Here is a 25,617-nt window from a genome sequence, read left to right on the forward strand (position 1 = left end):
GCATTGTCAACAAATTTAACACTCACAACTGTAAGAATGAATTAATCATAAAGTATTAGTGGCTCCATGCGCCCTGCAAGTCCGTTGTTTAAAGGCCCGATTCTAAAAACATCGATAAATTTTTCGTTCGGTAATGGCATTTCGTCCTAGCTGAGCTACCTTCAAATAGCCAAATCGTTAGTTGTTCATCACAGCCCAGTTGCGAATTTAACTCGTTTGGATTAACGGGAATAAAAGTAGTGCAACAGGATAGGGAGCGCCGTCATGAACAGTCGCATCAGCATGGTCCTGGCTGGCTTGCTGCTTATCGGAGCCCTGGTGGCAGGGTATTGGGGCCTGGTGCTCAGCCGTCCACCGGCACCTGCCGTAGCACCCTCGCCACAACCTGTCATTTCCGTGGAAAAAACCGTTGCGGTCGTGGAAGACCAGACCCGCCAGCCCGTCGTGGTACTGGTGCACGCGGTTGCGCCTTTTGTGCCCCTCACCGCTGCCGATGTAGCCGTGGAAAAACTGCGCACCGTGCCGGCAGGCAGCCTGACCAGCGTTGACCAGGCCATCGGTCGTACGCCTTTGCGGGCCCTGGGTGCCGGCACCTGGCTCAATGATGAAAGCTTCACAGCCGGCGGCCCCCTGGCCCGCATGATTCGTGCGGATGAACGCGCGCTCGCCGTCGCCGTCGACGAGGTCATCGGTGCCGGTGGCCAGTTGAGCCCCGGCGACTACGTGGATGTCTTGTTGTTCTTGCGCCAGGACAATGCCAATGCCGAGCAATCGGCGCAGGTGGTCATCCCCGCGATTCGCCTGCTCAGCGTCGGCGACCAACTGGGTTTGGCCAACGACGGCACCCCGGCAGTACCGCCACCCGCCACCGCCGAAGAACGCGCCCAGGCGGCTCAACGTCGCACCGCCGCGCGCAGTGTGGTGCTGGCGGTGCCCGAACAATTGCTGAGTCGGCTGATGCTCGCTTCCCAAGCCGGCACGCTGCGCCTGGCCGTGCGCAGTGCCGACGAACAATTGCTCAGCCGCTACTGGGCCGGTGAAAGCGACACCCCGGACAAGGTGCAAAGCGCCAACCGCGACCTCTACCAATTCACCCAATTGGCCCTCAGCGGCCCGCCGAAAAAAATCACCCCCGCGGTGGCCCTCACCGGCCAGCGTCAGGGTATCGAAGTGATTCGCGGCGCGGCGGCAGCACAACCTACCCCCTGATTGAACAAGGATGCCTTGAATGAGCCAACGCTACGCTCAATTGGCCTTGGCCTTGATGCTGCCGTGCCTGCCCCTGGGCATGGCGATGGGCGCATCGGGCAGCTGCAACGCCCTGGGCCAATTGCCCGCCGTGATCGAGGTAGGCGAAGGCTTGCAGACCGAGCTGCAGTCGCCGGTAGCGATTACGCGCCTGGCTATCGGCGACCCGAAAATTGCCGATGTGCGGGTCAACGGCGACCGCCATTTCCTGCTCACTGGCGTCGGCAGCGGCGCTACCAGCCTGATGGTGTGGACCGGCTGCTCGACCACGCCGCGCCAGAGCATGGTGTTCGTCAAGGGCAAGGCTACTTCGGCGCTCACCAGCCAATCGCTGTCGCCCTCCGAAGACCCGACGCTGCCCAGCCAGGTGCAGACCGATATTCGTTTTGTCGAGGTCAGCCGCACCAAGCTCAAGGAAGCCAGCACCAAGATCCTGGGCATGGGTAAAAACTTCTTCCTCGGCAGCCCCGACTTGCTGTCCCCGTCAGAGGGCATTTTCAAATTGCCGGTGAGTGCCGACAACTTCAACATCGGGTTTGGCGGTGGCCGGGTCAAGGCACTGATCAACGCCCTGGAAAGCAGCGGTTTCGCCTATACCCTGGCGCGCCCGAGCCTGGTGGCCATGAGCGGCCAGAGCGCGACCTTCCTGGCCGGCGGCGAAGTGCCGATTCCGGTGCCCAGTGCCGGCAGCGATACCATCACCATTGAATACAAGGAGTTCGGTATTCGCCTGACCCTCACGCCCACGGTCATCGACCACAACCGCATCGCCCTGAAAGTCGCCCCGGAAGTCAGCGAGCTGGATTACAGCAACGCGATCCGAATCCAGAATATCCAGGTGCCGGCCCTGACCGTCCGGCGCACCGACACCAGTGTGTCACTGGCCGACGGTGAAAGCTTTGTGATCAGCGGCCTGATCAGCAGCACCAACCGCTCCACCATCGCCAAGCTCCCGGGCCTGGGCGATATCCCGATCCTTGGTGCGTTTTTCCGCGACTCCAATATCCAGAGCGAAGAGAAAGAACTGCTGATGATTGTCACGCCGCATCTGGTCCAGCCACTGGCTGCCAATGCGCAGTTGCCGTCGCTGCCCGGCGAAAAACTGCGCACCTATGACCCGAACTGGTTCCGCCTGTTCTTCCTGGAAAACGGCAACTTCGACCGTCGCAGTGGACTTTCCCAATGAGCGATAGCCTGAGCCAGACCTTCCTGGCAATCACCCGTAACAGCACCGACCTGGAATGGCTCCAGGGTGCCCTGGCCCCTCTTGGCCAAGTGATCAACGTGGGCGGCGGCAGCCTGGATGAATTGCTGGCACTGGTGGACGTGACCTTCGCCAACCTGGTGTTCGTGGGCCTGGACCGCGAGCACCTGGTAGCCCAGAGCGCCTTGATCGAAGGCGCCCTGGAAGCCAAGCCGATGTTGGCGGTGGTGGCCTTGGGCGACGGCATGGACAACCAGTTGGTACTCAACGCCATGCGTGCCGGCGCTCGGGATTTTGTCGCCTATGGTTCACGCTCCAGCGAAGTGGCCGGGCTGGTGCGGCGCCTGAGCAAGCGCTTGCCGCCCAGCGCGCCGAACGCCCATCTGGGCGGCCTCACCGTGCTCTACGGTGCCCAGGGCAATACCGATGGCGCCCTGCTGGCGAGCCACCTGGCGATGGTGGTGCAAAAGAGCGGCCAGCAGACGCTGATGCTCGACCTCGGCCTGCCCAGGGGCGACAGCTTGGCGCTGCTGGGCCTGGACAGCACCTTCAATTTCGGCGACGCCTTGCGCCACCTGCGACGCCTGGACGCCACCCTGATCAACAGCGCGTTCACCAGCACCGACGACGGCCTGCGGATCCTTGCCTACGCCGCCAGCGATGACCCGTTGGAAATGACCAGCGCCGCCGAGCTGTACATGTTGCTCAGCGCCTTGCGTCAGCACTTCCAGCACATCGTGGTCAACCTCACCGGGCAAGCGGACAGCGAAGCCCTGCGCACCTTTGTCAGCCACTGCGACAAGCTGTTGTGGTGCACCGACCAGTGCGTACTCGACTGTCGGCGTAACCTGGCGATGCTGAACCTGTGGCGCGAAAAAGGTATGAAGCTCGACCATGCCAAGCTGCTCGTCGATCGTTACGTCAAAGGCTGCGCCCCCGGCACCGAAGCCCTGGAAAAAAGCTTCGGCCTGGAGTGCATCGCCGTGCTGCCCCTGAGCCCCGAAGTGCGCCTGAACGCCAAGAACCAGGGGCAAAGCCTGTTCACCCTGGCCCCACGCGAAGCGTTGACCCAAGCCCTGCGCCACCTGGGCGAGCGCCTGGCCAAACGTACCGAAGGCCTGGATAAACCTTCGACGCGCTGGTTCGAACGCCTGCTGGGAGCGAGTCGATGAACGGCGAAAAACTCTTCGGCGCTCCGGCCCGTGGAAGTACCGCGCACAACGACCACGACGGCCTGAAACTGGTGCTGCATCGCTACATCATCGATGCCATCGAAGAGTCGGGCCAGAACCTGCTGGAAGGCTCGCGCCAATCCCTGGCGCAATTTGTCATCGACAAAGTGGCCGAATACATCACGCGCATGCACCTGGCGATCTCGCGCTATGAGATGGAGCGCCTGGCCGAGGAAATCGTCGATGAGCTGACCGGCTTCGGCCCGCTGGAAGTGCTGCTGCGCGATGTGTCGATCACCGAGATCCTGGTCAACGGCCCGCACAGGGTGTTTATCGAGCGTGACGGAGTACTCCACCAGAGCGACCTGCGCTTTATCGACGCGCACCATGTAGAACGCGTGATGCAGCGCATTCTCGCGCCCCTTGGAAGGCGCCTGGATGAGTCGTCGCCGATGGTCGATGCGCGCTTGCCGGATGGCAGCCGGGTCAATGCGATCATCCCGCCGATTGCCCTGGACGGCCCGTGCCTGTCGATCCGTAAATTTCGCAAGGACATGCTCAAGAGCAGCGACCTGGTGGCGATGCAAACCATCGACCACAACATCTTAGAGTTCTTCCAGGAGGCGGTGGGCAAGCGCTGCAATATCCTGATCAGTGGCGGCACCGGCACCGGCAAGACCACGCTGCTCAATATCCTCAGCCAATTGATCAACCCCCACGAACGCCTGGTCACCATCGAAGACGTCGCCGAGCTGCAACTGGGCCACCCCCACGTGGTGCGCCTGGAAACCCGCCCGCCCAATGCCGAGGGGCATGGCGAGGTCAAGGCCAGCGACCTGATTCGCAACGCCCTGCGGATGCGCCCGGACCGCATCATCCTTGGCGAGATCCGTGGCGTCGAAGTGCTCGACGTGATGACGGCCATGAACACCGGCCATGACGGTTCCATGAGCACCGTGCACGCCAACAATGCCCAGGACGCGTTGCTGCGCCTGGAAACCCTGGTGGGCCTGACCGGCCGGGTGGTGGCGGAGAAAACCCTGCGGCAGATGATCTGTGCCGCACTGGATGTGGTGGTGCAACTGACGCGCCTGCCCGATGGGCGCCGTTGCGTCAGCGAGGTGGTGGAAGTGGTGGGGGTGCGCGACGACGTGTATGTCACCAACACCCTGTTCCGCCTCGACCGCCGTACCGGTTTCGGCTTTCTGCGCGAAGCGCTCAACCCGGCCGGCGACAAGCTGCGGCGCGAATCGGCATTGCCGTTGTAGAGAGGGCTCATGACCGGACTTGTCTTGCTGCTCATTTGCATCCTGCTGATCAGCCTGTCCGTCTGGCTGTTCCAGCGAGGGTTGCGCCAGGCCGGCACCGACCGGGTGCTGGAGCGGCTCAGCGACGGCCAGCCGGTGCCCCAGGAGCCGAACGGCAACTGGGTCGCGCTGGAGCGCATGTTCCAGCGCGCCGGCCTGGGCAAGCCCACCGACCGCCTGGGTTTGTGGCTGAGCGGCTGGGCGCTGGGCATGTTGCTGGGCTATCTGCTGGCCGGCGGGCTGGGACTGTTGGCCATGCTGATCCTGCCGCCGCTGCTGCTGCGGGTGTATATCGCCTGGCGCTACCAACGGCGAGTGCAGCGCATGGTCGAACAATTACCGCAGCTGCTGGACCACAGCGTGCGCAGCCTCAAGTCTGGGCGCACCCTGGCGGACGCTGTGCTGGGCGCGATCGACAGCACCGAAGCGCCGCTCAAGCAGGCCATGAGCCGCATCCAGCGCAACGTGCAAATGGGCGTGAGCCTGCCGGAGTCGGTCAGCGACTTTGCCGAGTTTTACGAGCGCGATGAATTCCGCCTGTTTGCTCTTGGCCTGAAGGTCAACCACCGCTACGGCGGCAACGCCAGCGAGCTGCTGGAAAACCTGATCAAGATGATCCGCGAGCGCGAACAGGGTGCGCGCCAACTCAAGGCCATGACTGGCGAAACACGCATGACCGCCTATGTGCTGGCGGGTTTGCCTATCGTCATGGTCGGCTACTTCCTGATGGTCAACCCGGGCTACCTGATGAGCATGTGGAATGACGGAACCGGGCGCCACCTGCTGCTGGCCGCGGTGGCGCTCGACATCACGGGCACCTTCGTCATGTGGCGCATGTTGCGGAGTATTTGAGATGGCCATCCTGATTTGCATCCTGTTGTCGCTCGCCGCCGTCGCCTTGATCGTCGGCAACCTGCTAGAGCAAAGGCGCCGACAACGCCTGGTCAGCCAACGCCTGCAAGGCCAACTGACCCGCGAGGACAAACTCGGCAGCCTGATGCGCCAGTTGGGCGCCAGCACCGTGGCCCAGCGCTCGGTCAGCCTGGACAACGAAACCCAGACCCTGCTCAACCGAGTCGGTTGGCGTAAAGCCAACCAGCGCTCCATGTTTGCCGCTTTCCAGATCGGCGTGCCCATCGTGTTGCTGGGCTTGACCCTGCTCGGCCAACAGCTGCTGTTTCCCCATGCCGGCTCACCCTGGATTGCCCCGGCGATTGCCCTAGGCATCGGTTACTTGCTGCCCAAACGCATCCTCGCCCTCAGTGCGAAATACCGCCAGGAGCGTATCGCTCGGGAAATCTCCACCTTCATTCCGTTACTGCGCATCCTGTTCGAATCCGGCATGGCAGTTGAGCAATCGCTGCGGGTGTTGAGCACCGAAGCCCAGCGCTTGCTGCCAGACCTGACCCATGAACTGCGCCTGATCCTGGCAAGGGTCGACTCGGGCCTGGAACTGTCCGAAGAGCTGGGCAAGACCGCACGCCTGTTGGCCGTGGATGAGTTCACCGACACCTGCATCATCCTTCAGCAGTTGATCCACCAGGGCGGCGGCGCGATGAAATCCTTGCTGGCCCTCAAGCAGTTGCTTGACGACCGCCGCCTGACCCGCCTGCAGGAATACATCTCGAAGATGTCCGCGAAGATGTCCGTGGTGATGATGGTGTTCCTGTTTCCCGCCTTGCTGATCGTGCTGGGGGGGCCGGCCATGATCGCCATCTCCCGAGCCTTGAATAACTTTTGAGGAGCCTGCCATGAAACCACTGATCGTCGCCTTGAGCCTGCTGATGCTGGGCGGTTGTGCCAGCAACGGCCAGGTTCCGTGGGCCGGGTTGCTGGCGCCGGGCAGTTGCCCCAAGCCCAGCTCGGACCAGGAGCTGTCGCTGAACCTGGCCGATGACATGGCCAACGAAGGCAAGCTGCACGCCAGCCTTGCCAACCTGCAGAACCTGCCCAGCGCCCTGCCCCAGGTTCGTCAGCGCCAGGCCCGTGCCTATCGCTTGCTAGGCCGTCCCGACGCCGAGCCGTTGTACCGCAGCCTGCTGGGCACCTGCCTGGCCGCCGACGGCGAGCACGGCTTGGGGCAACTGGCGTCGGCCAAGGGCGACAACGGCCAGGCCATGGCTCACCTGCAACGCGCAGCACGGCTGGCGCCCACCGACGAAAAAATCCGCAACGACCTGGGCGTGGTGTACCTCGATCAACGGCGCCTTGAAGACGCGCGCTTTGAATTCATGACCGCCATCGAACTCAAGCAGAGCGATCAATTGGCGGCGGTCAACCTGGTGACCTTGCTGATCTATCAGGACAACTGGGAGCAAGCCGCGAAAGTGGTCGGCCAACTCGGGTTGAGCCCTGATCAGGTGACCCGAGCCCAGGCACGGGCGCAACACCTCAAGGACGCTGGCACGGCACCGCAGCGCCCAGTCAAAGATCAGGTAGCGGCGGTCAACGATACGCTGCCGGCCTCTGTGAAATAAGGAGTCGATGATGAAATTCCAATACCTCGCCGGCCTTGCATGCCTGGCCCTGCCCCTCCTCGCTTCGGCCATCGAAGCGGGGCCGTCTTCACCCCGGCAGGCCGAAACGGAAAACTGGATGGCACTGCAACTGAGCGGGCGCGCAGCCTCGGCCAACCCCCAGAAAACCACGCCGGCAGAACGCGAACAGGCGCTCAAGCGCTGGCTGGACAGCAACAAGCACCCGATTCCGGAGTTCTTTGATCAGAAAATAGGCGGCACTGCGCAAAGTGGAAGCAAGTAAAGCTACTGTGGCGAGCAAGCTTGCTTGCGCTGGGGTGCGAAGCGCCCCCAAGAAAAGCCCACTCCAGCTGCGCTGTCGAGCGGGAGCAAGCTCCCTCGCCACGGAAAGATGGCTCCTGCAAGGTTTGCCTGGGCCTTTAGTGCGCAGTCACCCGCTGGCGCATCGCCGAGTTGCTCGGTGACAACGCCAGCGCCAACTGCGTGCGGTTGTGCATATGGGTCAGGCGCAGCACCTGGGACACGTACAGCTTCACCGTGTTCTCGGTAATCCCCAATTCACAGGCAATCTGGTAGTTGGTCTGGCCCTTGCCCACCAGGCGAGCCACATCCAGCTGGCGCGGTGACAGCTGATTGAAAATCGCCGGGATCTCCAACGACCCGGCTTCATCGGCCGATGGGTCCCCGTCATGGTCCTGGAGCGTCGGGTTGCGACGCACTTTGTCCAAGTCCATATACAAGTCGTTGATCGATTCGGACAGGTACTGCAACTTCTGGTTGAGCGTGCCCAGTTGCAGGTCTTTTTGCCGTTCCTCCAACGCCGCTTCCTGGCGCTTGAGGCCTTCGAGCAATTCATCGAGGTTGATCGGCTTCTGGTAGTAATCGGCGATGCCCGCACGCAGGGCTTTGATCACATCCTGTTTGTCGGCACGACCGGTGAGCATGATCGCTTCGAACGCACGATGTTTGCCGGCGATCCGTTGCAGCGCCTGGACCAGTTCGATGCCGTCCATGTCCGGCATATGCAGGTCACACAGCACTAAACCAATCTGAAGGTCTTCGCCAAAACGCTGGACCGCTTGCTGGCTGGACTCGCACGGGACACAACGGTACCCGCTGCTTTCAAGAAATTCACAGAGTTCCTCCACGATCAATGGTTGATCGTCGACAACGAGCACTTTTACTGCAGACGTAAGCTTGTTCACGCGCTACTCCATGCCTGGCAAGCCAAATGATGACCTATCCTTTCTGACGAAAACTCCTACACAACTACTCATTAAACGTAGACGTACTTTCCGACTATGTACATAGCATTAATCAACTCGTGCGACTGATGGATCCAAAACCAGCTGCCGGCAAAACCTGTCAAAACGAAGGGCGCAAAGGGCTGTTTTGTTGACGCTTGCCCTGCCCGCTCAACGCGATTTGAGCTAAGCCATTGATGCATAAGTGTCCAGGCCACCATTACGATGCCAGCGCCGATCAACGCCCCCAACAGGTAGTCGATATTGGAGGCCAGCCCCAAGGCGGCTAGCAACTTCACATCCCCCGCGCCAAAGCGGCCCAACGCGTAGCCGGGCAGGGTCAGCACCAGCGCCAAAGCCAAGGCCAGGCCACCCTCGCTGCGGGGCGCACCCAGCCAGGTCGAGCCCGCCCATAGCAGGTAAATCAGCGCCAACAGCCCGACGCCCAGGGTCAGCGTATTGGCAATTTGGCGCTGGCGAATATCCTGCACAGCACATACGCCCAACCACAGCACAATCACTAGCGTCTGGATCACGTAAAAAACATCCCTTTTGGCTGAATGATTCTATGCTGATATCAAGTACTCGACTCAGGGTAGACGCAGTCATGAAATCGAGCCTCCCGAGAAAGCAAAAAGGCGCTGCGGCGATCGAGTTTGCCTTGGTCTTCGTGATTTTCTTTGCAGTGTTCTACGGCATGCTCAGCTACAGCTTGCCGCTGCTGTTGATGCAGTCATTTCACCAAGCGGCAGCCGAAGGGGTACGCCGCAGTGTGTCCCTGGACCCCAGCACCGCAGGCTATTCGGCCCTGGTGGTGCAACGCGCCAAGGATGCCGCCCAGGCCCAATTGAACTGGATCCCCGGCTCATTGAAATTCTTGCCCGGCTATATCACCGCCACCTACACCAATAATTTGCTGACAGTGAAGATCACCTACCCCTCGGCCAATATCAAAGCGGTCTTGCCGGCCCTGGTATTGCCCGGGGTGGGCACCGTACCCAACCTGCCCACCAACCTCACTGCTACCTCGAGCCTTCAGTTTTGACGACGGGGGATAAATTGTTCGCACGCCTGCGCGGGCGCACCAGCGCCCTGGCCTTGGACGCGCCAGCAGCACCCGCGTCGGGCCTGCAAGTGCAACTGGACAACCTGGGTGGGGTGCTGAACATCTCGGGCACCTTGAAGCCTTTACTTGCCCAGCATCTTGCCAACGCGCCCAACCCCCCCTTGCAGACCTTGCTGTGTGCCGACAGCGCGCGGAGTGTCGAGGGCACGCCGCAGGAGTGGCAACGACACGGCCTGGACCTCGACTTCCAGGGCGCTGCTGGCCAGGTCCTGCATACCCGCGGCTGGATCGAGCCGGAGGGCGACGGCTGGGCCCTGCACCTGCTGGACATCACTGACCTGCTGGCCGACCGAGTACGGGTGCAGCAACGCGAACAGAACCACCAACTCGCCGCCCTGATGAGCGAACAGCTGCGCGTGTGCAGCCCCAACCGCCTGCCCCAGGTGTTCAGCGAACACCTGCGCAGCGTGGCCCAGCGTTGGCGCATCCCCTGCGTCGCCATGGCACTGCTCGACGAAGATGATCAAGGCTGGCGCATCTACAGTCACTACGCCGCTCACGACGCCCCGGCCTTGTGGCAGACCGGGCAACACCTGGGCACCAGCCTGGACAGCATCAACGGCAACACACCACTTAGCCTGGACATTGCCCAAGGGCGCAGCGACAACCCGCGCCTGCACAGTGTATTTGGCAATGCCGACGGCTTCCTGGTGCCGTACCGCGACAGCCATGGCGCCGCCGCGTGGCTGCTGTGTGGCTTCTATAACGGCCAGGCACACCACACCGGCGAGCGTGACTGGCTGAACCTGTGCGCAGCACTCGCCGCGCCGCTGCTGGGCCGTCTGCGCGAACAGCGTCACCACCAGCAACTGGAACGGGTAGAAGCCCTGCAAGGCCTGCTCGGCACTGGCTGGTGGGAACTGTTGCCCGCTACCCAGGAAATCCAACTGGCGCCACAATTGCTGCGCAACCTGAGCCTGGACGACGGCCCCACCCGCCAACCCCTCGGTACCTGGCTCGAGCTCATCCACCCCGCCGACCGTCAGGCCCTCGACAGCCGCCTGCAAGACCTGCAAGCCCTGGGCAAGCCACTGCTGACCAACGTGCGCCTGCAACGCACCGAGTCCGAGCAGTCGCCCCTGTGGTACCGCATACAAGGCCAAGTGCTGGGAGCCGGCAATGAACGGCGCTGGGTCGGCTTCATGCTCGACATCAGCGACATTCAGAACCAGCAACTGCAAGCCGCCGCCGCCCATGCGCGCCTGGACAACCTGATCGCCAGCTCACCGGCCGTCATCTATGTGCAGCGCTACGTCAACGGCGCGCTGCACCCAGCGTTTTTCAGCGCCAGCCTGTTGCCGCTGCTGGGCTGGACCTTGGCCGATTGCAACCACGACACCCTGGCGGCGCTGATCCACCCCGACGACCGAGAACACTACTTCGAACGCACCCGCCAGCTGCTGCGCGAAGGCAACGTGCGCAGCCGCTACCGCCTGCGCGACAAGCAAGGCAACTACCACTGGCTGCTCGACGAAGCCAAGCTTTTGCGCGACGACCTCGGCTTGCCGGTGGAAGCCGTGGGCCTTTGGCTGGACGTCACCGAGGCGACCCTGGCCGCCGAGCAGGTGCGCCAAAGTGAAGAGCGCTACCGCATCCTGGTGGAAGACTCGCCAGCGATGATCTGTCGCTACCGTCCCGACCTGATCCTCACCTTCGGCAACACGCCGCTGGCCAATTACCTGGAATCCCGGCCCGACCAATTGCCAGGCATCGACTTGGGCCAGTGGCTGTCGGATGAACAGCGCGCCGCCTTTATGCAACGCATTCAGCAACTGACCCCGGAATTCCCGGTGAGCACCGCGGAAATCAGCCTGCAACTGCCGGGGCGCGAACATGCCTGGTGGGTGTGGTCGGACCGTGGCGTCTTCGATGAACAAGGCGCTCTGATCGAAGTGCAGGCCGTGGGCCGCGACAACACCGAAGTACGCCGCTCCCAGCAGCAACTGACCCAAAGCGCGAAAATGGCCACCCTCGGCGAAATGGCCACCGGCCTGGCCCATGAGATCAACCAGCCGCTGAACGTGATGCACATGGCCATCACCAATGTGCTCAAGCGCCTGGGCAATGGCGATGTGCAAATCGACTACCTCACGGAAAAACTGCAGCGTATCGACGCCCAGGTGCAACGCGCGGCACGGGTGGTCGACCATATGCGCGTGTTCGGCCGCCGCTCGGAAATCGAGCAGCAACCGTTCGACCCCGCGCAGGCGCTGGAGGGCACCCTGTCCCTGCTCAGCGAAGGCCTGCGCGGCAAAGGTGTAGACGTGCGCATCAGCCCTGCGGACTTCTCGGTGCAGGTCAAAGGCTATGTCGACCAGCTGGAACAGGTGCTGATCAACCTGATGGTCAATGCCCGCGACGCATTACTCAGCCGGCGAGAAAAAGACCCTGCCCTGCGCCCCTGGATTGCCCTGCACAGCGAGCACGACAGCCGCCATGTGCGTATCTGGGTCGAAGACAACGCCGGCGGGATCGACCCGCGCCTGTTGGAGCGGATTTTCGAACCGTTCTTTACCACCAAGCCGATAGGCGTCGGCACCGGATTGGGGCTCTCGGTGAGCTATGGGATTGTGGAAAACATGGGTGGGCGCCTGAGCGTCACCAACGGCGAGGCCGGCGCGAAATTCTGCGTCGAGTTACCCATCGCGCAGCACTCAATCAGCTAACCACGATGCGAAGCGAGCCGCTCTTGCTCTTGCTCTTGCTCTGCTTTTGATCTTGATCTTAGGCGCCCCGTCAAACCACGCTGGCCGGAATTCGACAGGGATTTGGGGGGTAAACCGGCAGGGATGCCGGTTTAGCCGCCCCGCGCCATGGATGGCGCGTGGCGGCGGCCCCCCAAATCACTGGCGGATTGCGGGCACACCGAGCCTAGGCGAGGTGCCGAGTGGTGGGGCAAGAGCCTTTTGCTTACTTTTGGGCTCTTTTCAAAAGTGAGCCGCTGTAAAAGCGGAACCCTAAGTGGCCGTTACCGCAGGAATGGATATGTACACGTTCCAACTGTGTTGACTGCCAGGCCGCCTTCGCGAGCAAGCCCGCACAGTTGGATCGCGGGGGGGCAGGTAGATAGGCGTCGGCTGTCAGGCCGCTATCGCAGGCAAGCCAGCTCCCACATTTGGAACTCGGGGAGTCAGCTAAATCACCAGGTAAGCCCTGCCCATATGACAGGTGAGGTTGGCACCGACTTCGGCATTGCCCAGGTTGATGCCCAAGGCGCTGAGCAAGGTGTTGACGACAGGGTCGAGAATCGGTGACAGCACATTCTGGATCAGCCCCACCACCGCCGTGGTAATGGTCGCCAACAGCCCGGCAACCCCAGCCAACGCGCCACTGGAGACACTGCCGCTGGGCGGTGCATAAGTTACCTGCAAGCCATTAAGGGTCGCCGCCAGGCTGCCGACGATATTGGCGGTGCCCGGCGCGAACTTGTAGGTGGGCGGCGCATTCATCTCGGCCACCGGGGCAAACACCATCGTGCTGGTTTGCGCAGCAATGGTGGAGTTGGCTTTCAACAGCAAACCACCCCCCACATTGGGTGTACGGTTGGGGCTGCACAGCAGCGTCAGGACCACACAGTAGCGCTGGCCAAAATCGATCAGCCTGACCGGCTGCACATCGACTGCTGCGGAGGAAGAAAAAGCCGCCACCGGATCCACTGTACCGACCGCCAGGGTCGCCAGGGACGTAGTGGTTTTCACCGTCAAGGATTTGGAGGCCGGCGAGTCGCAATTGAAATCCGTGACATGGGTTTGCGCACTGCCGGCTTCGATGTAAATGGCCAGCGATGTGGTGACATCGACGTCAGCCACATTGCAGGCCACCAGGCACAACACACCGCCAACCACCGCCGGCAGGTTGAGGTTCAACAAGCCCTTGACCACCTGGGACACCGGCGTGCCCAGGCCCGTCAATATGGACGCCACGCCAGAGACCGCCTTGATGATCGGCGCCTGCACGGTCACCAACGTGCGCACTTGCGCGGTGCGTACAAAAATCTGATCGGTCGGCGGGGTATTCTGCAAGCCCTTCTTGGCCAGCATAGGATTGCCAATGGCCGACAGCTGCGGCGGTTCGATGACCTTGGTCTGGATCGACACATTGCCCACCAGCGGAATCGCGACCTGCGCCGCCGCACTCACCGCATTCTTGCTGCTGGACAACTGCGCCACCGCTTCCAACAGTTGAAACAATTGCACGTTGCTATTCAGCGCCGCCGTCGGCGTGCCGGTGGCGATGTCAATCAGGTCACCCACGGTCAACAGCTTGCTGTTGGGCGCAATGGCTTGAATCGAAATCACGTCATTGACGACCGCTGTGACCGCCGCACCGTTTTTCTGCAAAACCTTCACAGCAGCGTCGATCAGTTGAGTAGCCGAGACTGCGGTACTGAGCAAGGCATCGTAGTCACCGGCCTTCACGTTCAGGTTAATCGCCAGTTGGTCCAAATAACTGAGCAGGTTGACGTTGGTCTGCAGCAAGCCGTTCCAACCCGCCGCCGTGAGCGAAAGGTTGCCGCCGAGCAGGTTGCCGATGACCAGGTTGAGCAGTGGGGATTTGCCTGAGTCGACGCTGGCCAGGCTGCTGCGGATCGACAGCTGCGCCACGGGCGGTGGTGTCGCCGCGACGGCGGTGGCGCTCAAGTTGATTTGCGGGGTAATCGGCGCACCACTGAACAGGTTCCACAGCCCATTGGCAACGCTGGTCATCACAGTGCGGGAAGCCACCACGCGGATAGCGTCGCTCTTGGTGGCATCAGCGGTAAACACACGGGTGTTCAGAGCATTGGTCGCCAGGGTGCCGCATGTCACCGCCAGGGAGCTGCCATTACCGACCACAAAACCGTTGCGCGCCGCATTTTGCGTGGCATAGGCGTTTGCGGTGGTGTTGGTACCGCATTGGCCACCGAGACTGGCTGCCTCCAACGCCGAGGTATCGGCGACGGATTGCAGCTTGCGCTTTTCCAAATACAAGCGCCCGCTGTCGACCGCCAGCAACGTAAACACCAAGGCCAAGGCCAAAGTGCCTGCCGCCATCAAGCCAATTGCACCACGCTGTCTGGAGCCGAATCGGGGAGACATCGAAGCACTCCTGCGCTAACTCTCCGTTGCACTGGAGTGTAGACAAGGCTTCGGCAGGTTGCTGGCAACTCGCCACATTGGCGACTGGCGGAGATGCCCTGATACGCCCTGATACTGTAGGAGCGAGCTTGCTCGCGAAAAACCTACAGACGCCGCGTTGATTCAGGAAGTACGCGTTATCGTTGACGTTTTTCGCGAGCAAGCTCGCTCCTACAGTGAGCGATCAGCGCGGCGGGTAGTTTGAAAGGATCTTGGTCACGGTGCTGCGGATGGCTTTGTTGCGTTCCTCGGGGTTCGGCGTGCTGGCCATCATCTGTTCGTCGCTGCCGCGCCACACCAGCTTGCCGTCCTTGCCGTCGAGCAGGTCGATCTGGATGGTCGCGACCTTGTAGGTGATATTGCGGGTTTCGTTGTACATCGGCGCGCCCCAGTAACCATTCCACGGGCCGCCCCAGGCACCGCCATAGTTGGTGGTGACTTGCTGCTGGCGGTCTTCGACGATCAGGTAGGCCTGTACATTCAGGTCAGCCTTGGTACCCGCCGCCGCAGGACGCAAACCGCGCTGATCCAGCTGTTCGCCCACGGCCTGGCGGATGCGTTGCTCGGTGAGGTCGCTCTTGATCCTCGGGTCATCGGGACGGTACTGCAACGCTGGGTCTTTCCAGGCCCAATTACGGTAGGCGCCGAAGTCTCGGCTGGCGTCGAAATCGTGGTTGACCTGGTTGCTCTGGCAACCGCCCAGCAACATGACAACAGCAAGCGCAGCGATGCGACGAAGCATGGTGTTCTCCAAAAACAACGTGGGCATGTAATGAGAATAGCTGCTAACTGGGCGGATAGGCAGCCATTGCCTTCTGCATCGCCTTGCGCAAGCTATCGGCGCGTTCGCTCAGGCTGCCCTGGCTGGTGGTTTCGGCACTGGTGCTCCACACCGGCTGGCGGGTGCGCGCATCGAACAGGCTGATACGCGCCACGGCCACTGTCACTTCATAGGTGCGCACCACGGGCACGCTGTTGTACATGCCGTAACCGTTGCCATAGCGGTTATAGCCGCCGTAGCCGTAACCATAATCGTCCTGGACCTGGCGCAGGCGTTTTTCCAGGCGTACATCGGCGCTCACCAGCAGGTCGGGCGCACGCTTGTCATGCAAGGGGCGCAAGCCGCGCTGATCGAGGGCGCCGCTGACCGCCTCGGCAATCTGCGCCGAATCGGCCCAGGCCGTGCCCGCCGGCAACTGACCGTTGAGCCAACCCCAGCTGCGGTAGGCACCATAGTCGCGCACCGGCGCGGGGTAGGCGCTGGCATCAAAGGTAGTGGCCGCCTGGGCGGGCGCCGGCGGCATCGGTGCCGAACTGGCCACGTAAGGATTGGGGCTCGAGCAGGCCCCAAGCGCTAAAGACAACAGGATTAAACCGAGACGACGCATGTCGACCTCCCACGCTGGGCCGCTTAAACCGGGCGGCAGATCCAGTGCAAATATCGCCCAAGCCCGGCAAAGCTTGGGTGACGACGGTGAGCGAGCTCCATCTCCAACAAGTCCTGCAGGTTGGCGCGAGCCTGGAATTCCACCGGCATATAGTCGTGGAACACCCGCACGCCACTTTGGCTTTCGACCTGCCACAGCCCTTCGAGTTGCGCCGCCAACTCCCGTGGGTCCAGGGGTTGTTGCGGCGTCAGGCTCTGCTTTTCGCCGGCCATGTCGTTCTTGCGCATTTTGCGGAAGTGGCCTTTGAGCAGATTGCGGTAGATCAACGCATCACGGTTGTAGAATGCCAGGGACAACCAGCCACCCGGCAGCGTCAGTTGGTGCAGTACCGGCAGGATGGCGTGGGGCTCGGCCAACCACTCCAGCACGGCATGACACAGCACCAGATCGTAAGGCTCGGTGAGTTGGCCGAGCAAGTCCTGCCACGGTGCATGAATAAAGGTCGCGCTTTGGCCCGCGTCGGCGAAGCGCTGGCGCGCACCTTCAAGCATCGGCGCAGCGGGTTCGGCCAAGGTTACCTCGTGGCCCTGCTCGGCCAGCCACAGCGACATGTGCCCCAGGCCTGCGCCGATATCCAATACGCGCAACGGCCGCTGCGGCAAGGCTTGCACCAGGTCGGCCTGGAGCACCGCCAGGCGAATCGCGCCCTTGGCACCGCCGTAGATTTTTTCGGCAAAGCGCGTGGCCAACTGGTCGAAATGACGATCACTCATGGGCAAACCGCCGTTCGCTATCGGCCAGTTTGGCGCGCACCACTTCGTTCATATCCAGCCCCAACTCACTGCACAGCAACAGCAGGTACAGGACAATATCGCCGACCTCCTGGCCCGCATGGGCAAGTTTATCGGCGGGCAGTTGGCGGGATTGGTCTTCGGTGAGCCATTGGAAGATTTCCACCAGCTCGGCCATTTCCACGCTGGCAGCCATGGCCAGGTTTTTCGGGCTGTGGAACTGCTTCCAGTCGTTGGTATCGCGGATGCGGTGCAGGCGTTCGGTGAGGTGTTCGAGGTTCATGCGGGGGCTCCTGAATGGGTATAGCTTACCCGATCATTCCCACGCTCAGCGTGGGAATGCTTCCAGTGACGCTCCGCGTCGCCTGCGCGGATGACGGGACGCGGAGCGTCCCAGGCGGCGCTCCCACGCAGAGCGTGGGAACGATCAGCAGAGCGTGGGAGCGATCAGCAGAGCGTGGGAACGATCAGTCGACAACGCTGAACTCGAGCCTGGCGGTTTGGCCGGCTTCATCCAATACGCTGAGCTGATAGCGCCCCAGCCGTTCAAAACTGGCGTTGATGCTGTCCTGATTGGCGCTGTCCCCCAACGGCGCGCCATTGAGGAACCACCAACGCCGGCCACTGCCGCCCAGGGCGGAGATGTTCAGGCGCAAGGCTTGCTGACTGGCGGCGGGCAAACGTAATTGATCGCCCTCGCGCACGCCCACGATGGACAACGGCGACGCCGCAGCCAGCGCCGGTGGAGGGCAATCCGGGTCAGGCGCAGGAATGCGCGCTTCCCGGCGTTCAATCCTTGGCAACCAGGGCTCCAGCGGCGCCGGCCACAGCGCGATGTTTTTGGGGGTTGCGCCAGGGCAATGGGCATCGACCCTCAAACCCTTGGGGTTAACCCAGATGCTTTCCATCAAGCCCACGCTCAAGGGTTGATCCAATGCCTGCAAGGTCGGCGGCGTGGTGTTGTCCAGGGTCCAGGCAAAACGCTGGCGGCGGCAATTGGGGTCGCTGCGGCTCATGGGCTGGCCCAGCGGCCAACAAATCGCTGCCACGCCGATATTGGCAGGCACCGGTTTGACTGGCGCACTGATACCGCGCTGGCTGTCGCGGTTGGTCAGCACGTCATGCACCTGCAACATCAACGGTGCTGCCGACGCCAGGCCGAACTGCCCCGGTACCGGCGTGCCATCGGGCCGGCCGATCCATACGCCAATCAGGTAACGCGGGCCCACGCCAATCGCCCAGGCATCGCGAAAGCCATAACTGGTGCCGGTTTTCCACGCCAGCACCGGCCGTTGGACCAGCTCGGCACGCGGGTCACGGTCGGGCCGCGCCTGGCCGCTGAGGATGCGTCGCACAATCCATGCGGCGCCGGGCGACAGCAACGGCCGCTCCCTGAGCGTATCGTCCGGCTGCAACCGCAGGCTGGCGCTCTTGCCATCGCGGGCCAGGGCGCTGTAACCACTCACCAGATCTTCCAGACGACTGCCCGCACCGCCGAGGATCAGCGCCAGGTTCGGCTCGGCCAATGCCGGCAACGCCAACGGCATGCCACCGATGCGCATCTGTGCGGCAAAGCGCTTGGGCCCGTAGGCTTCCAGCAGTTGCACCGCAGGCAGGTTCAACGAACTGGACAACGCGGTGCTCGCCGGCACCGCGCCAGTAAAACCCATGGAAAAGTTGCCTGGACGGTAATCGCCATAGCGCCGAGGCACGTCCTGCAACAGCGATTCGGAGTGAATCAGGCCGTCATCCAACGCCATCCCGTAGAGAAAAGGCTTCAAGGTGGAACCGGGCGAACGCAGCGCGCTGATCATATCCACATGGCCAAAGCGCTTGGTGTCATTGATATCCACCGACCCCAGGTAGGCGCGCACCGCCATGCTTTCTTCTTCCACCACCAGGATGGCCGCCGAGGTGTGCTCCGGCAGGCGTGCGCGCCAGCCCAACAGCAGGTCTTCGAGACGGCGTTGCAAGGTGGCATCCAGAGTGGTGCGAATCAGTGGCGGGCTGTCGGGGCGATTCAGGCGACGTGCGAGCAAGGGCGCCAGGCTCGGTTCCAGGCGAGGGGCGAGCAACAGGGGTTCTTCCAAGGCTTCGTCGACCGCCGATTGCGGCCATACCTGAAACTCGGCCAGGCGGCGCAGCACTTTGTCCCGGGCCTGCTGGGCGCGCTGCGGATGACGGTCCGGGCGCAAACGGCTCGGCGCCTGGGGCAATACCGCGAGCAACGCGGCTTCGGCGTGAGTCAATTGTGATGGCGACTTGCCCAGGTACGCCCAACTCGCTGCCGCCACGCCCTGCAGCGTACCGCCGAAGGGCGCGCGATTCAGGTACAGGTTGAGGATTTCGTCCTTGGACAGGTGCCACTCCAACTGCGCGGTACGCCACAGCTGGCGTAACTTGCCGTGCAGGGTGCGTGAGTGTGGGTCGAGCAGGCGCGCAACCTGCATCGACAAGGTGCTGCCGCCGGACACCACTCGCGCGCCGCTCAGGTTTTGCCAGGTCGCACGCACCAGCGCCAACGGGTTTACGCCGGGGTGTTGGTAGAACCAACGGTCTTCATAGGTGAGCAGCGCGTCGAGATAATACGGCGACACTTCGCGGGTCTGTACCGGGTAGCGCCATACGCCATTGGCATCGGCAAATCGCCACAGCGGCGTGCCATCTTCGGCCAGCACCACCCGCGCCAGGTCGTCCTGGGGCAGGGGCAAGGGCCAGATGCGATCGGCGCCCCACAGCAGCGCTATTACTAACGCCACACAACCCAAAGCCCAGCGCAATAACTGTGGGAGCGGACTTGCTCGCGAAAGCGGTGGGTCAGTTGGCAGAGATGTCACAGGCACGCCGCCTTCGCGAGCAAGCCAGCTCCCACATTGGGCCGCGTACATCTGCAGGTGATTAAACTAAAACTCAAACGGGCAAACCTCTATGCTTGCAGGGAACTCGCCTGCGTTATCGACAACCAAAGGCACAGTTACGCCCACCTTCTCATCAGGACACGCACATGCAGGTAGAAAGCTTTTTCGAATGGTTGGGCCAGGCGCTCGGTTCCGTCATCCGTTTTATCGTCGACGGGCTCAGCGGTTTGTTCGGGGCCTTGACCCACGCCGGCGGCAACTTTATCGACGGCCTGTCACGCACCTTGGGCATGGACACCTCGATCATCAGCATCATCACTCTGATCGTCGGGTTGCTCTTCCTGTACTCGGCGGTACGCGCCTTTATGCGGGCCTCGATTATCGTGGGAATCATCTGGCTGATGCTGGGGCTTTGGCTACTCAGTTGGGTCGTGCACTGACGGTGCAACCACTCGATTCCCCCTGTAGGAGCGAGCTTGCTCGCGAAAAACTCAAAGGCGCCGCGTTGATTCAGGAAACACGCGTTCTCGTTGACGTTTTTCGCGAGCAAGCTCGCTCCTACAGTGTCTTTCAGCGGCCCTTGATCACCATATCCACTGGCGTCTCGCCCACCGCCTGCCAGTTCGGCCGATACATCGACTCCACTTGCGGCGGCGGCACGCGGTAGGTTCCCGGTGTCACCGCACGCGCCAGGTACAACAAGTGCGTGGTGCCATAGCCATCCAGATTCATCGCCGCCACATAGCGGTCGTCCCGGAACTCCTGATGCTTGAGCGATGCGTTCTGCATCGACTCGCGCCACTCCTTCACCTGGCTGCTGGCGTTCTCCAGGCTCGCTGCGCTTTGTGCCAGGTTCTGGTTTTCCAGTTCCAGGCCGGCGGGCAGCAAGTCCACCACCAAGGCATCCGGCACGCGTTGCTTGGCACTGACGGCCAGGTGCACCAGCACCAGGTCGCCGCTGTTGAGGCTGCGCAAATTCAACGGCTGGCCATTCATGCCCAGGTATTCGCGGCGAATACTCAGGTTCTCGCCACCCGGGGCAGGCGGCACTTGTGGGTAACCCGAGATTGTCAGTTGCTGGTAGACCGGCACACCGCTTTGATTGGTCAGGCTCAAATTGCCGGAAAGCAGCTTGCCTTCCAGGTTGAGCGTCGACTGTTGGTTGTTCAGCTCATGCTCCCCGTCGCTGCCATCCAACAGCACCTTCCACGCCGATTCGGGCTGGGCGAAACCCAGCCGCCCGGCCAGGAACAACGAGTTGCGCTCCTGGGTCGACAGATAGGGGCTGGCCGCCAACTGGTCCGACAAGGTAAACAGGCGCTCTTCACGCGTGCCCTTGGCCAAGTCATTTTCCTCCAGCAACGCCAGAATCATCGCCTGATCGCGCAACGGGCTGCCGTAGTCGGCCAGCCACTCCTTGGCACTGCGCTGCGCCGCCAAACCGGCGAGCAAGGCTTGATCGGCACGCGGCTGGTCGCCCATTTTCTGCAGGGCGATGGCCAACTGCACCAACGGCAAGCCGGAGCGTGCGTCGCTGCGCCGTTCGAACAGACTGCGCAACGCACCCAACGGCGCCTGCTGACTGCGCGCCAGCACCATACCGGCGTAGGCCTGTACGGCGAAACGCGTGTGCTCGGCGTTGTCGCTGTAATCCACCTCGATCAGGTTACGTTCCTGCACATACCGCAACAGGCGCTCGCTGGCCTTCTTCAAGGCTTCAGGCGGTACTGCAAAACCCTGGTCGCGGGCGCGCAGCAGGAAGTCGGTGACATACGCAGTCAGCCAATATTCTTCCTCGCCATCAGCGCCCCACAAACCGAAGCTGCCGTTGTAGCGCTGCATGCCCAGCAGGCGCTCGATGCCCAACTCGATCTTGCGCTTGCGCTCGGCATCCGGCTCGCCCTTGATGCTCAGGCGCTTGAGCAGCGCGTCGTCGGCGTACAGCGACGGGTACAAGCCACTGGCGGTTTGTTCCAGGCAACCATAGGGGTACGCCTTGAGCGCACTGATCTGCGCGCCCAGGTTCAACGGCGGCCGGCTCGACAGGCTCAACAGCGCCTCACGCCCCGAGGCATCGAACTGATCCAGCGCACCCGCCGGCAAGCTCCACGGCTGATCCTTGATCACGGCGCGGTAATGCTTGAGCAAGGCCGGGTACGCCGGGCGTACGCCCAGGGTCCACTCACGGCTGAACGGCGGCAGGTTTTCCCCCGGCAGGTCCAGGCCATTGACCGTAACCTTGACCCTGCCCTGACCGAAACCGCCCCAGGCTTTTACCGGAATGCGCAGGGTGGTGCGCTGGCCTTGCTTGAGTTCAACCGATTGCGTGTCGCTGTTGACCAGTTCCAACGGCCCTTGCGTCGTTAATTGCACATCGAGTTTCTGCGCCTTGCCCGACAGGTTTGAGAGGTCCAGGGCCAGGGTGGTCTGGTCGCCCCCGGCCAGGAAGCGCGGCGCCGACAACTCGGCAATCAGCGGGGCGGCGATCACCGTCTTGCCTTCGGCCATGCCGTAGCGATCATCGCTCCAGGCTTGGGCCATCAGGCGCAGTTCGCCGTTGAAGTCGGGGATATTGACGCTGACTTCGCCCTCGCCTTTGTCGTTCAGCGTCACCGGGGCGCTTTGCAGGGCGACGATGGTTACGCTGGTGTCCGGGCGTTTGCCGCCTTTGGCCAACGCCGCGTCGCCACCAAATGCCAGGCTGGCCAGGCGCCCTTGGCCGGCTTCAATCAACTGGCCGTAGATGTCGAATTGGTCGACGCCATAGGCTTTGCGGCCAAACAGGCTGGCGTACGGATCGGGCGTTGGAAATTCGGTGATATTGAGGATGCCCACGTCCACTGCCGCAAGCAGTACGTGCACCTTTTGAGGCACACTGCCATCGGCGTTTTTGGCGGCGATCTTTACCGTCAGCGGTTGTTTGGGGCGCATTTTTTCAGGTGCAGTGAGGGTCAGGCCGAGTTTGCGCTGGGTGCGATCCAGCGGCAGGTGCAGCAAGCCCACGGCGCGTTTAGGCGTGATATTGGCTTTGCGCTCGCCGGGACGAATCACCAGGGCGCTCACATACAGATCGTGGCTCGACCATTTAGGGTCGAGCTTCACCGCAAAGCTTTTGCCTTCGGCCGGCACGTCGATTTCCTGCCACCATAGCGGGCCTTCGGCAGACTCCACCAACAGGTAGCCTTTACCGGCAGCCGGTGGCGTGACGGTGACGTTGGCGGTGTCGCCATCGCCATAGGCGGGTTTGTCCAACGCTAGCTTGACCTGGTCGGGGCGCACGGCGCCGCCTTCGGTGTTGTCCTGGGCCTGGTAGCCGGCCCAGAAACGCAGGCTGCTGACCAGCCCGGTCTGCGGGTCTTCGACCTCCACGCGGTAAGGGCCCCACTCCACCTGGAAGCTGACCTTGGCGGTGTCGCCCGCCTTGATGTTCAGGCTCTGCTCATCGAGGTTGAGGAATTTCTCGTTGAAGTGGTAGCTCCAGCCGTCATTCTCCGAGTAGTTCCAGTAGTAGTCGCGGCGCTCACGCACCAGGCGCACCTTGAGGTCTTGCGCGGCCAGTTTCTGACCGTCCTGGTTGGCCACCAGCACTTCGAATTCCACCGGGCCATCGCCGTTGGTTTCCTTGCCGTCAAACAGGCCACGCAGGCCCGGCAATTGCTCGGCCGGCCAGATCGGCTGCACCAGGCGCCGGGTGATCGGCCGACCGCCGGACTCCTGCAGGCTGGCTTGCACAATCAGTTGCAACGGCGACTTGGCCTCGGCCCACTTGCTTTCCAGGGTCAGCGCTTGCTCGCCATTGGCGTCGAGTACGCTTTCGTCCAGTTCGAAATCCTGGCTCAGCTCTTCTTCAGTGACGGAACCGAACTGGTAGCCCGGCAGGGATTTGACCGCCTCGCGCAGTGGCCGCACGTACACCTGGCCACTGACGCGGTTACCGGAGGCGGGCGCGCCGTAGAGGTAACGACCGTTGACCTGGATGACCGGGTTATCCGCCGGGCTCAACGCCGTGTCACTGCCCTTGAGTTCCAGCGCCAGGCGTTCGGGCAGGAAGTCTTCGACGAGAAATTCATAGAGTTGCGGCTTGCCGTCACCGAGGTCGAACACCAACTGCCAGCGCCCGGTCGGCGCCTCGCCAGCCAGCTGCAACGGGTATTGATACAGGCCCGACGCGTCGGCCTCCCACACGAACTTGCGACTCACCTGTTCATCCGGGCGCCGCACTTCGACGCTCACCGGCTGAGGCTTCACCGCCTTGCCATCCTTGTCACGCAACAGCGCGTTGAGCAGCACGGTTTCGCCGGGGCGATACAAATCACGCGGGCCGAACACAAAGAACTGCAACGGGTGGGACGGTTGCCCGCCGATATCGAACTCCGCCAAATCCAGCGCGGCGCTGTCCAGGCGCAGCAGGCTGGTTTGCTCGCCCTGCTTGGCCAGTAACACCTGGGCTTTTTTCGGCAGCGGCAACTCGGCGTGGCCACCGTCTTCGGTCTTGCCCTGGCCGAGCACGCGGCCTTCGGCATCGAGGATTTCCAGTTCGACGCCGTTGAGTGCCTTGCCGCCTTCCAGGGCCTGGGTAAACACATCCAGGCGATTGGCGTAGCGGTGCACCGACAGGCCGATATCACTCAAGGTGAACAGGGTGGCCGGTTGCGAATAGTTGTAGGTGCCCGAAGCGCGCATCACCGCGAGGTACACGCCCGGCTGCTGCAACTGCTTGAGGCCGGCAATCGGTAGCAACAGGGTTTCGCGGGTATTGCGCGCCGGGTTCAGGTCGAAACGCCCGCCGTACACCAGTTCGGCCATTGGCAGCAGTTCACGGGACTCATAGCTTTGCAGGCTGGTATTACGCCCCCACTGCGCCAGGAACGACGGCAGGGATTCGGGTTTGATCCGAAAGAATTCCACGTCGATCTTGTCGACATTCAACGCGATCACCGGCAGGCCCTCGGCCAGGCGCGTCGGCAACAGGGTGCCACGGCTGGCGAAGCCGACGGTGGCTTGCAGGTCGCGGGTTTCCAGGCGGGCGCTGTATTCGGCGGCGAGGGTGTTGCCGTTGACCGCCTTCACCCCTGCGTCCACGGTCAGCACCAGTTTGCGCTGCGGTTCAAGGTGGCGCAGGCGCAATTCCATCAGGTTATCGGACAGTTCCCAGGCGCCATCGACCTTGCCGGACTTGCTGTCTACCAGGTGCAGCTTGTCGGCGAATTTCTGATCGGGGTCCAGCGGAATGGAAAAACTCACCGACAGCGTGCTGGCCCCATCCAACTGCACCTCGGACACATCCACCACGCTCAGCTCACGCCCGGCATAGCGTTGCTTCAACGCTGCCACGTCCACCGCCGCTTTCACCGGCTTCGGCGCTGCCGCCACGGTGGGCGCAGGCGGTGCAGCGGGTTTATCGGAAGAATCGCAAGCGCTCAGCAGGGCCAGCGCGCAGGCCAGGAACAGTCCTTTGTTAAGCATGGGGCACTCATAGTCAGAGGGAACCGAGGGGTGAACTATATATCAGCGCCGACCAAGCTGCTGCGGCGCCGGTCACATTGACCGACGGAGGGGCGGTTGGTTCTAGGTGGGCATGAAGCCAAGCCAAATCCCACAGCCACTGGAGATCAAACGGTGGGAGCTGGCTTGCCTGCGATAGCGGTCTTTCAGCCGATATCTTCACTGGCTGACCCACTGCTA

General features: G+C 62.4%; 20 protein-coding genes. 11 read left to right on the forward strand and 9 right to left on the reverse strand.

Features of this window, described 5'->3' with window-relative positions; genetic code table 11:
• The first annotated feature begins 264 nt into the window (after positions 1-264).
• From cpaB to AC1RAC_RS08275, 8 genes are read left to right on the forward strand one after another with little or no spacing between them, the layout of a single operon-like run.
• Positions 265-1,209 (forward strand): Flp pilus assembly protein CpaB, encoded by a 945-nt coding sequence (gene cpaB / locus AC1RAC_RS08240; RefSeq protein WP_492616489.1) that lies wholly within the window; start codon positions 265-267, stop codon positions 1,207-1,209.
• A gap of 19 nt (positions 1,210-1,228) precedes the next feature.
• Positions 1,229-2,434 (forward strand): type II and III secretion system protein family protein, encoded by a 1,206-nt coding sequence (locus tag AC1RAC_RS08245; protein ID WP_034125888.1) that lies wholly within the window; start codon positions 1,229-1,231, stop codon positions 2,432-2,434.
• Complete coding sequence (locus AC1RAC_RS08250) at positions 2,431-3,624, forward strand: CpaE/TadZ family protein (RefSeq protein ID WP_034125887.1); 1,194 nt, start codon at positions 2,431-2,433, stop codon at positions 3,622-3,624. Before AC1RAC_RS08245 ends, AC1RAC_RS08250 begins: the two co-directional genes overlap by 4 nt.
• Positions 3,621-4,892 carry a TadA family conjugal transfer-associated ATPase gene (locus tag AC1RAC_RS08255; RefSeq protein ID WP_127882081.1) on the forward strand — a complete coding sequence of 424 codons (1,272 nt, stop codon included), beginning with the start codon at positions 3,621-3,623 and terminating at the stop codon, positions 4,890-4,892. The genes AC1RAC_RS08250 and AC1RAC_RS08255 overlap by 4 nt, the downstream gene beginning before the upstream one ends.
• A 9-nt stretch (positions 4,893-4,901) precedes the next feature.
• Entirely contained in the window at positions 4,902-5,783 is an 882-nt protein-coding gene (locus AC1RAC_RS08260) for a type II secretion system F family protein (RefSeq protein ID WP_492616490.1), read from the forward strand.
• A 1-nt stretch (position 5,784) separates the two neighbouring features.
• Entirely contained in the window at positions 5,785-6,672 is an 888-nt protein-coding gene (locus AC1RAC_RS08265) for a type II secretion system F family protein (RefSeq protein WP_054896408.1), read from the forward strand.
• 10 nt (positions 6,673-6,682) lie between these two features.
• Positions 6,683-7,408, forward strand: coding sequence for a tetratricopeptide repeat protein (locus AC1RAC_RS08270; RefSeq protein ID WP_096143487.1), 726 nt, complete (start codon positions 6,683-6,685; stop codon positions 7,406-7,408).
• Between the two features lie 10 nt (positions 7,409-7,418).
• A complete protein-coding gene (locus tag AC1RAC_RS08275; RefSeq protein WP_034125882.1) occupies positions 7,419-7,691 on the forward strand; it encodes a DUF3613 domain-containing protein in 273 nt (90 codons plus the stop codon).
• Positions 7,692-7,827: 136 nt separating this feature from the next.
• On the opposite strand, the gene AC1RAC_RS08280 is transcribed toward AC1RAC_RS08275, so the two are convergent.
• Both AC1RAC_RS08280 and AC1RAC_RS08285 read right to left on the reverse strand, forming a co-directional pair.
• Positions 7,828-8,613: a response regulator transcription factor gene (locus AC1RAC_RS08280; protein WP_054918763.1), complete on the reverse strand. Its 786-nt coding sequence runs from the start codon at positions 8,611-8,613 to the stop codon at positions 7,828-7,830.
• 71 nt (positions 8,614-8,684) lie between these two features.
• A complete protein-coding gene (locus AC1RAC_RS08285; protein WP_181124992.1) occupies positions 8,685-9,188 on the reverse strand; it encodes a prepilin peptidase in 504 nt (167 codons plus the stop codon).
• A gap of 71 nt (positions 9,189-9,259) precedes the next feature.
• On the opposite strand from AC1RAC_RS08285, the gene AC1RAC_RS08290 reads away from it, so the two are divergent.
• Together AC1RAC_RS08290 and AC1RAC_RS08295 are read left to right on the forward strand one after the other, a co-directional pair.
• A complete protein-coding gene (locus AC1RAC_RS08290) occupies positions 9,260-9,697 on the forward strand; it encodes a TadE/TadG family type IV pilus assembly protein (RefSeq protein ID WP_003188217.1) in 438 nt (145 codons plus the stop codon).
• Positions 9,694-12,444 carry a PAS domain-containing protein gene (locus AC1RAC_RS08295; RefSeq protein ID WP_492616491.1) on the forward strand — a complete coding sequence of 917 codons (2,751 nt, stop codon included), beginning with the start codon at positions 9,694-9,696 and terminating at the stop codon, positions 12,442-12,444. The genes AC1RAC_RS08290 and AC1RAC_RS08295 overlap by 4 nt, the downstream gene beginning before the upstream one ends.
• Positions 12,445-12,912: 468 nt before the next feature.
• On the opposite strand, the gene AC1RAC_RS08300 is transcribed toward AC1RAC_RS08295, so the two are convergent.
• The 6 genes from AC1RAC_RS08300 to pbpC all read right to left on the reverse strand — a co-directional run bounded on the left by AC1RAC_RS08300 (position 12,913) and on the right by pbpC (position 19,854).
• Complete coding sequence (locus AC1RAC_RS08300; RefSeq protein ID WP_492616492.1) at positions 12,913-14,856, reverse strand: pilus assembly protein TadG-related protein; 1,944 nt, start codon at positions 14,854-14,856, stop codon at positions 12,913-12,915.
• 223 nt (positions 14,857-15,079) lie between these two features.
• On the reverse strand, positions 15,080-15,637 hold the full coding sequence (locus AC1RAC_RS08305; RefSeq protein WP_034126431.1) for a DUF4136 domain-containing protein: 558 nt from the start codon (positions 15,635-15,637) through the stop codon (positions 15,080-15,082).
• Positions 15,638-15,680: 43 nt separating this feature from the next.
• Positions 15,681-16,283, reverse strand: coding sequence for a DUF4136 domain-containing protein (locus AC1RAC_RS08310; RefSeq protein WP_078467818.1), 603 nt, complete (start codon positions 16,281-16,283; stop codon positions 15,681-15,683).
• A gap of 23 nt (positions 16,284-16,306) precedes the next feature.
• Positions 16,307-17,056, reverse strand: coding sequence for a methyltransferase (locus AC1RAC_RS08315; RefSeq protein ID WP_047712475.1), 750 nt, complete (start codon positions 17,054-17,056; stop codon positions 16,307-16,309).
• Positions 17,049-17,357, reverse strand: coding sequence for a MazG-like family protein (locus AC1RAC_RS08320; protein ID WP_003188211.1), 309 nt, complete (start codon positions 17,355-17,357; stop codon positions 17,049-17,051). The genes AC1RAC_RS08315 and AC1RAC_RS08320 overlap by 8 nt, the downstream gene beginning before the upstream one ends.
• Positions 17,358-17,541: 184 nt before the next feature.
• Positions 17,542-19,854: a peptidoglycan glycosyltransferase PbpC gene (gene pbpC / locus AC1RAC_RS08325; RefSeq protein ID WP_492616514.1), complete on the reverse strand. Its 2,313-nt coding sequence runs from the start codon at positions 19,852-19,854 to the stop codon at positions 17,542-17,544.
• 224 nt (positions 19,855-20,078) lie between these two features.
• Here pbpC and AC1RAC_RS08330 point away from each other — a divergent pair, with 224 nt between their 5' ends.
• Entirely contained in the window at positions 20,079-20,372 is a 294-nt protein-coding gene (locus tag AC1RAC_RS08330; RefSeq protein WP_003188208.1) for a hypothetical protein, read from the forward strand.
• Positions 20,373-20,502: 130 nt separating this feature from the next.
• Here AC1RAC_RS08330 and AC1RAC_RS08335 read toward each other — a convergent pair whose 3' ends face one another.
• Positions 20,503-25,398 carry an alpha-2-macroglobulin family protein gene (locus tag AC1RAC_RS08335; RefSeq protein WP_492616493.1) on the reverse strand — a complete coding sequence of 1,632 codons (4,896 nt, stop codon included), beginning with the start codon at positions 25,396-25,398 and terminating at the stop codon, positions 20,503-20,505.
• Positions 25,399-25,617: the final 219 nt, after the last annotated feature.

The sequence above is a fragment of the Pseudomonas sp. GW823-FHT02F05 genome (assembly GCF_058797315.1).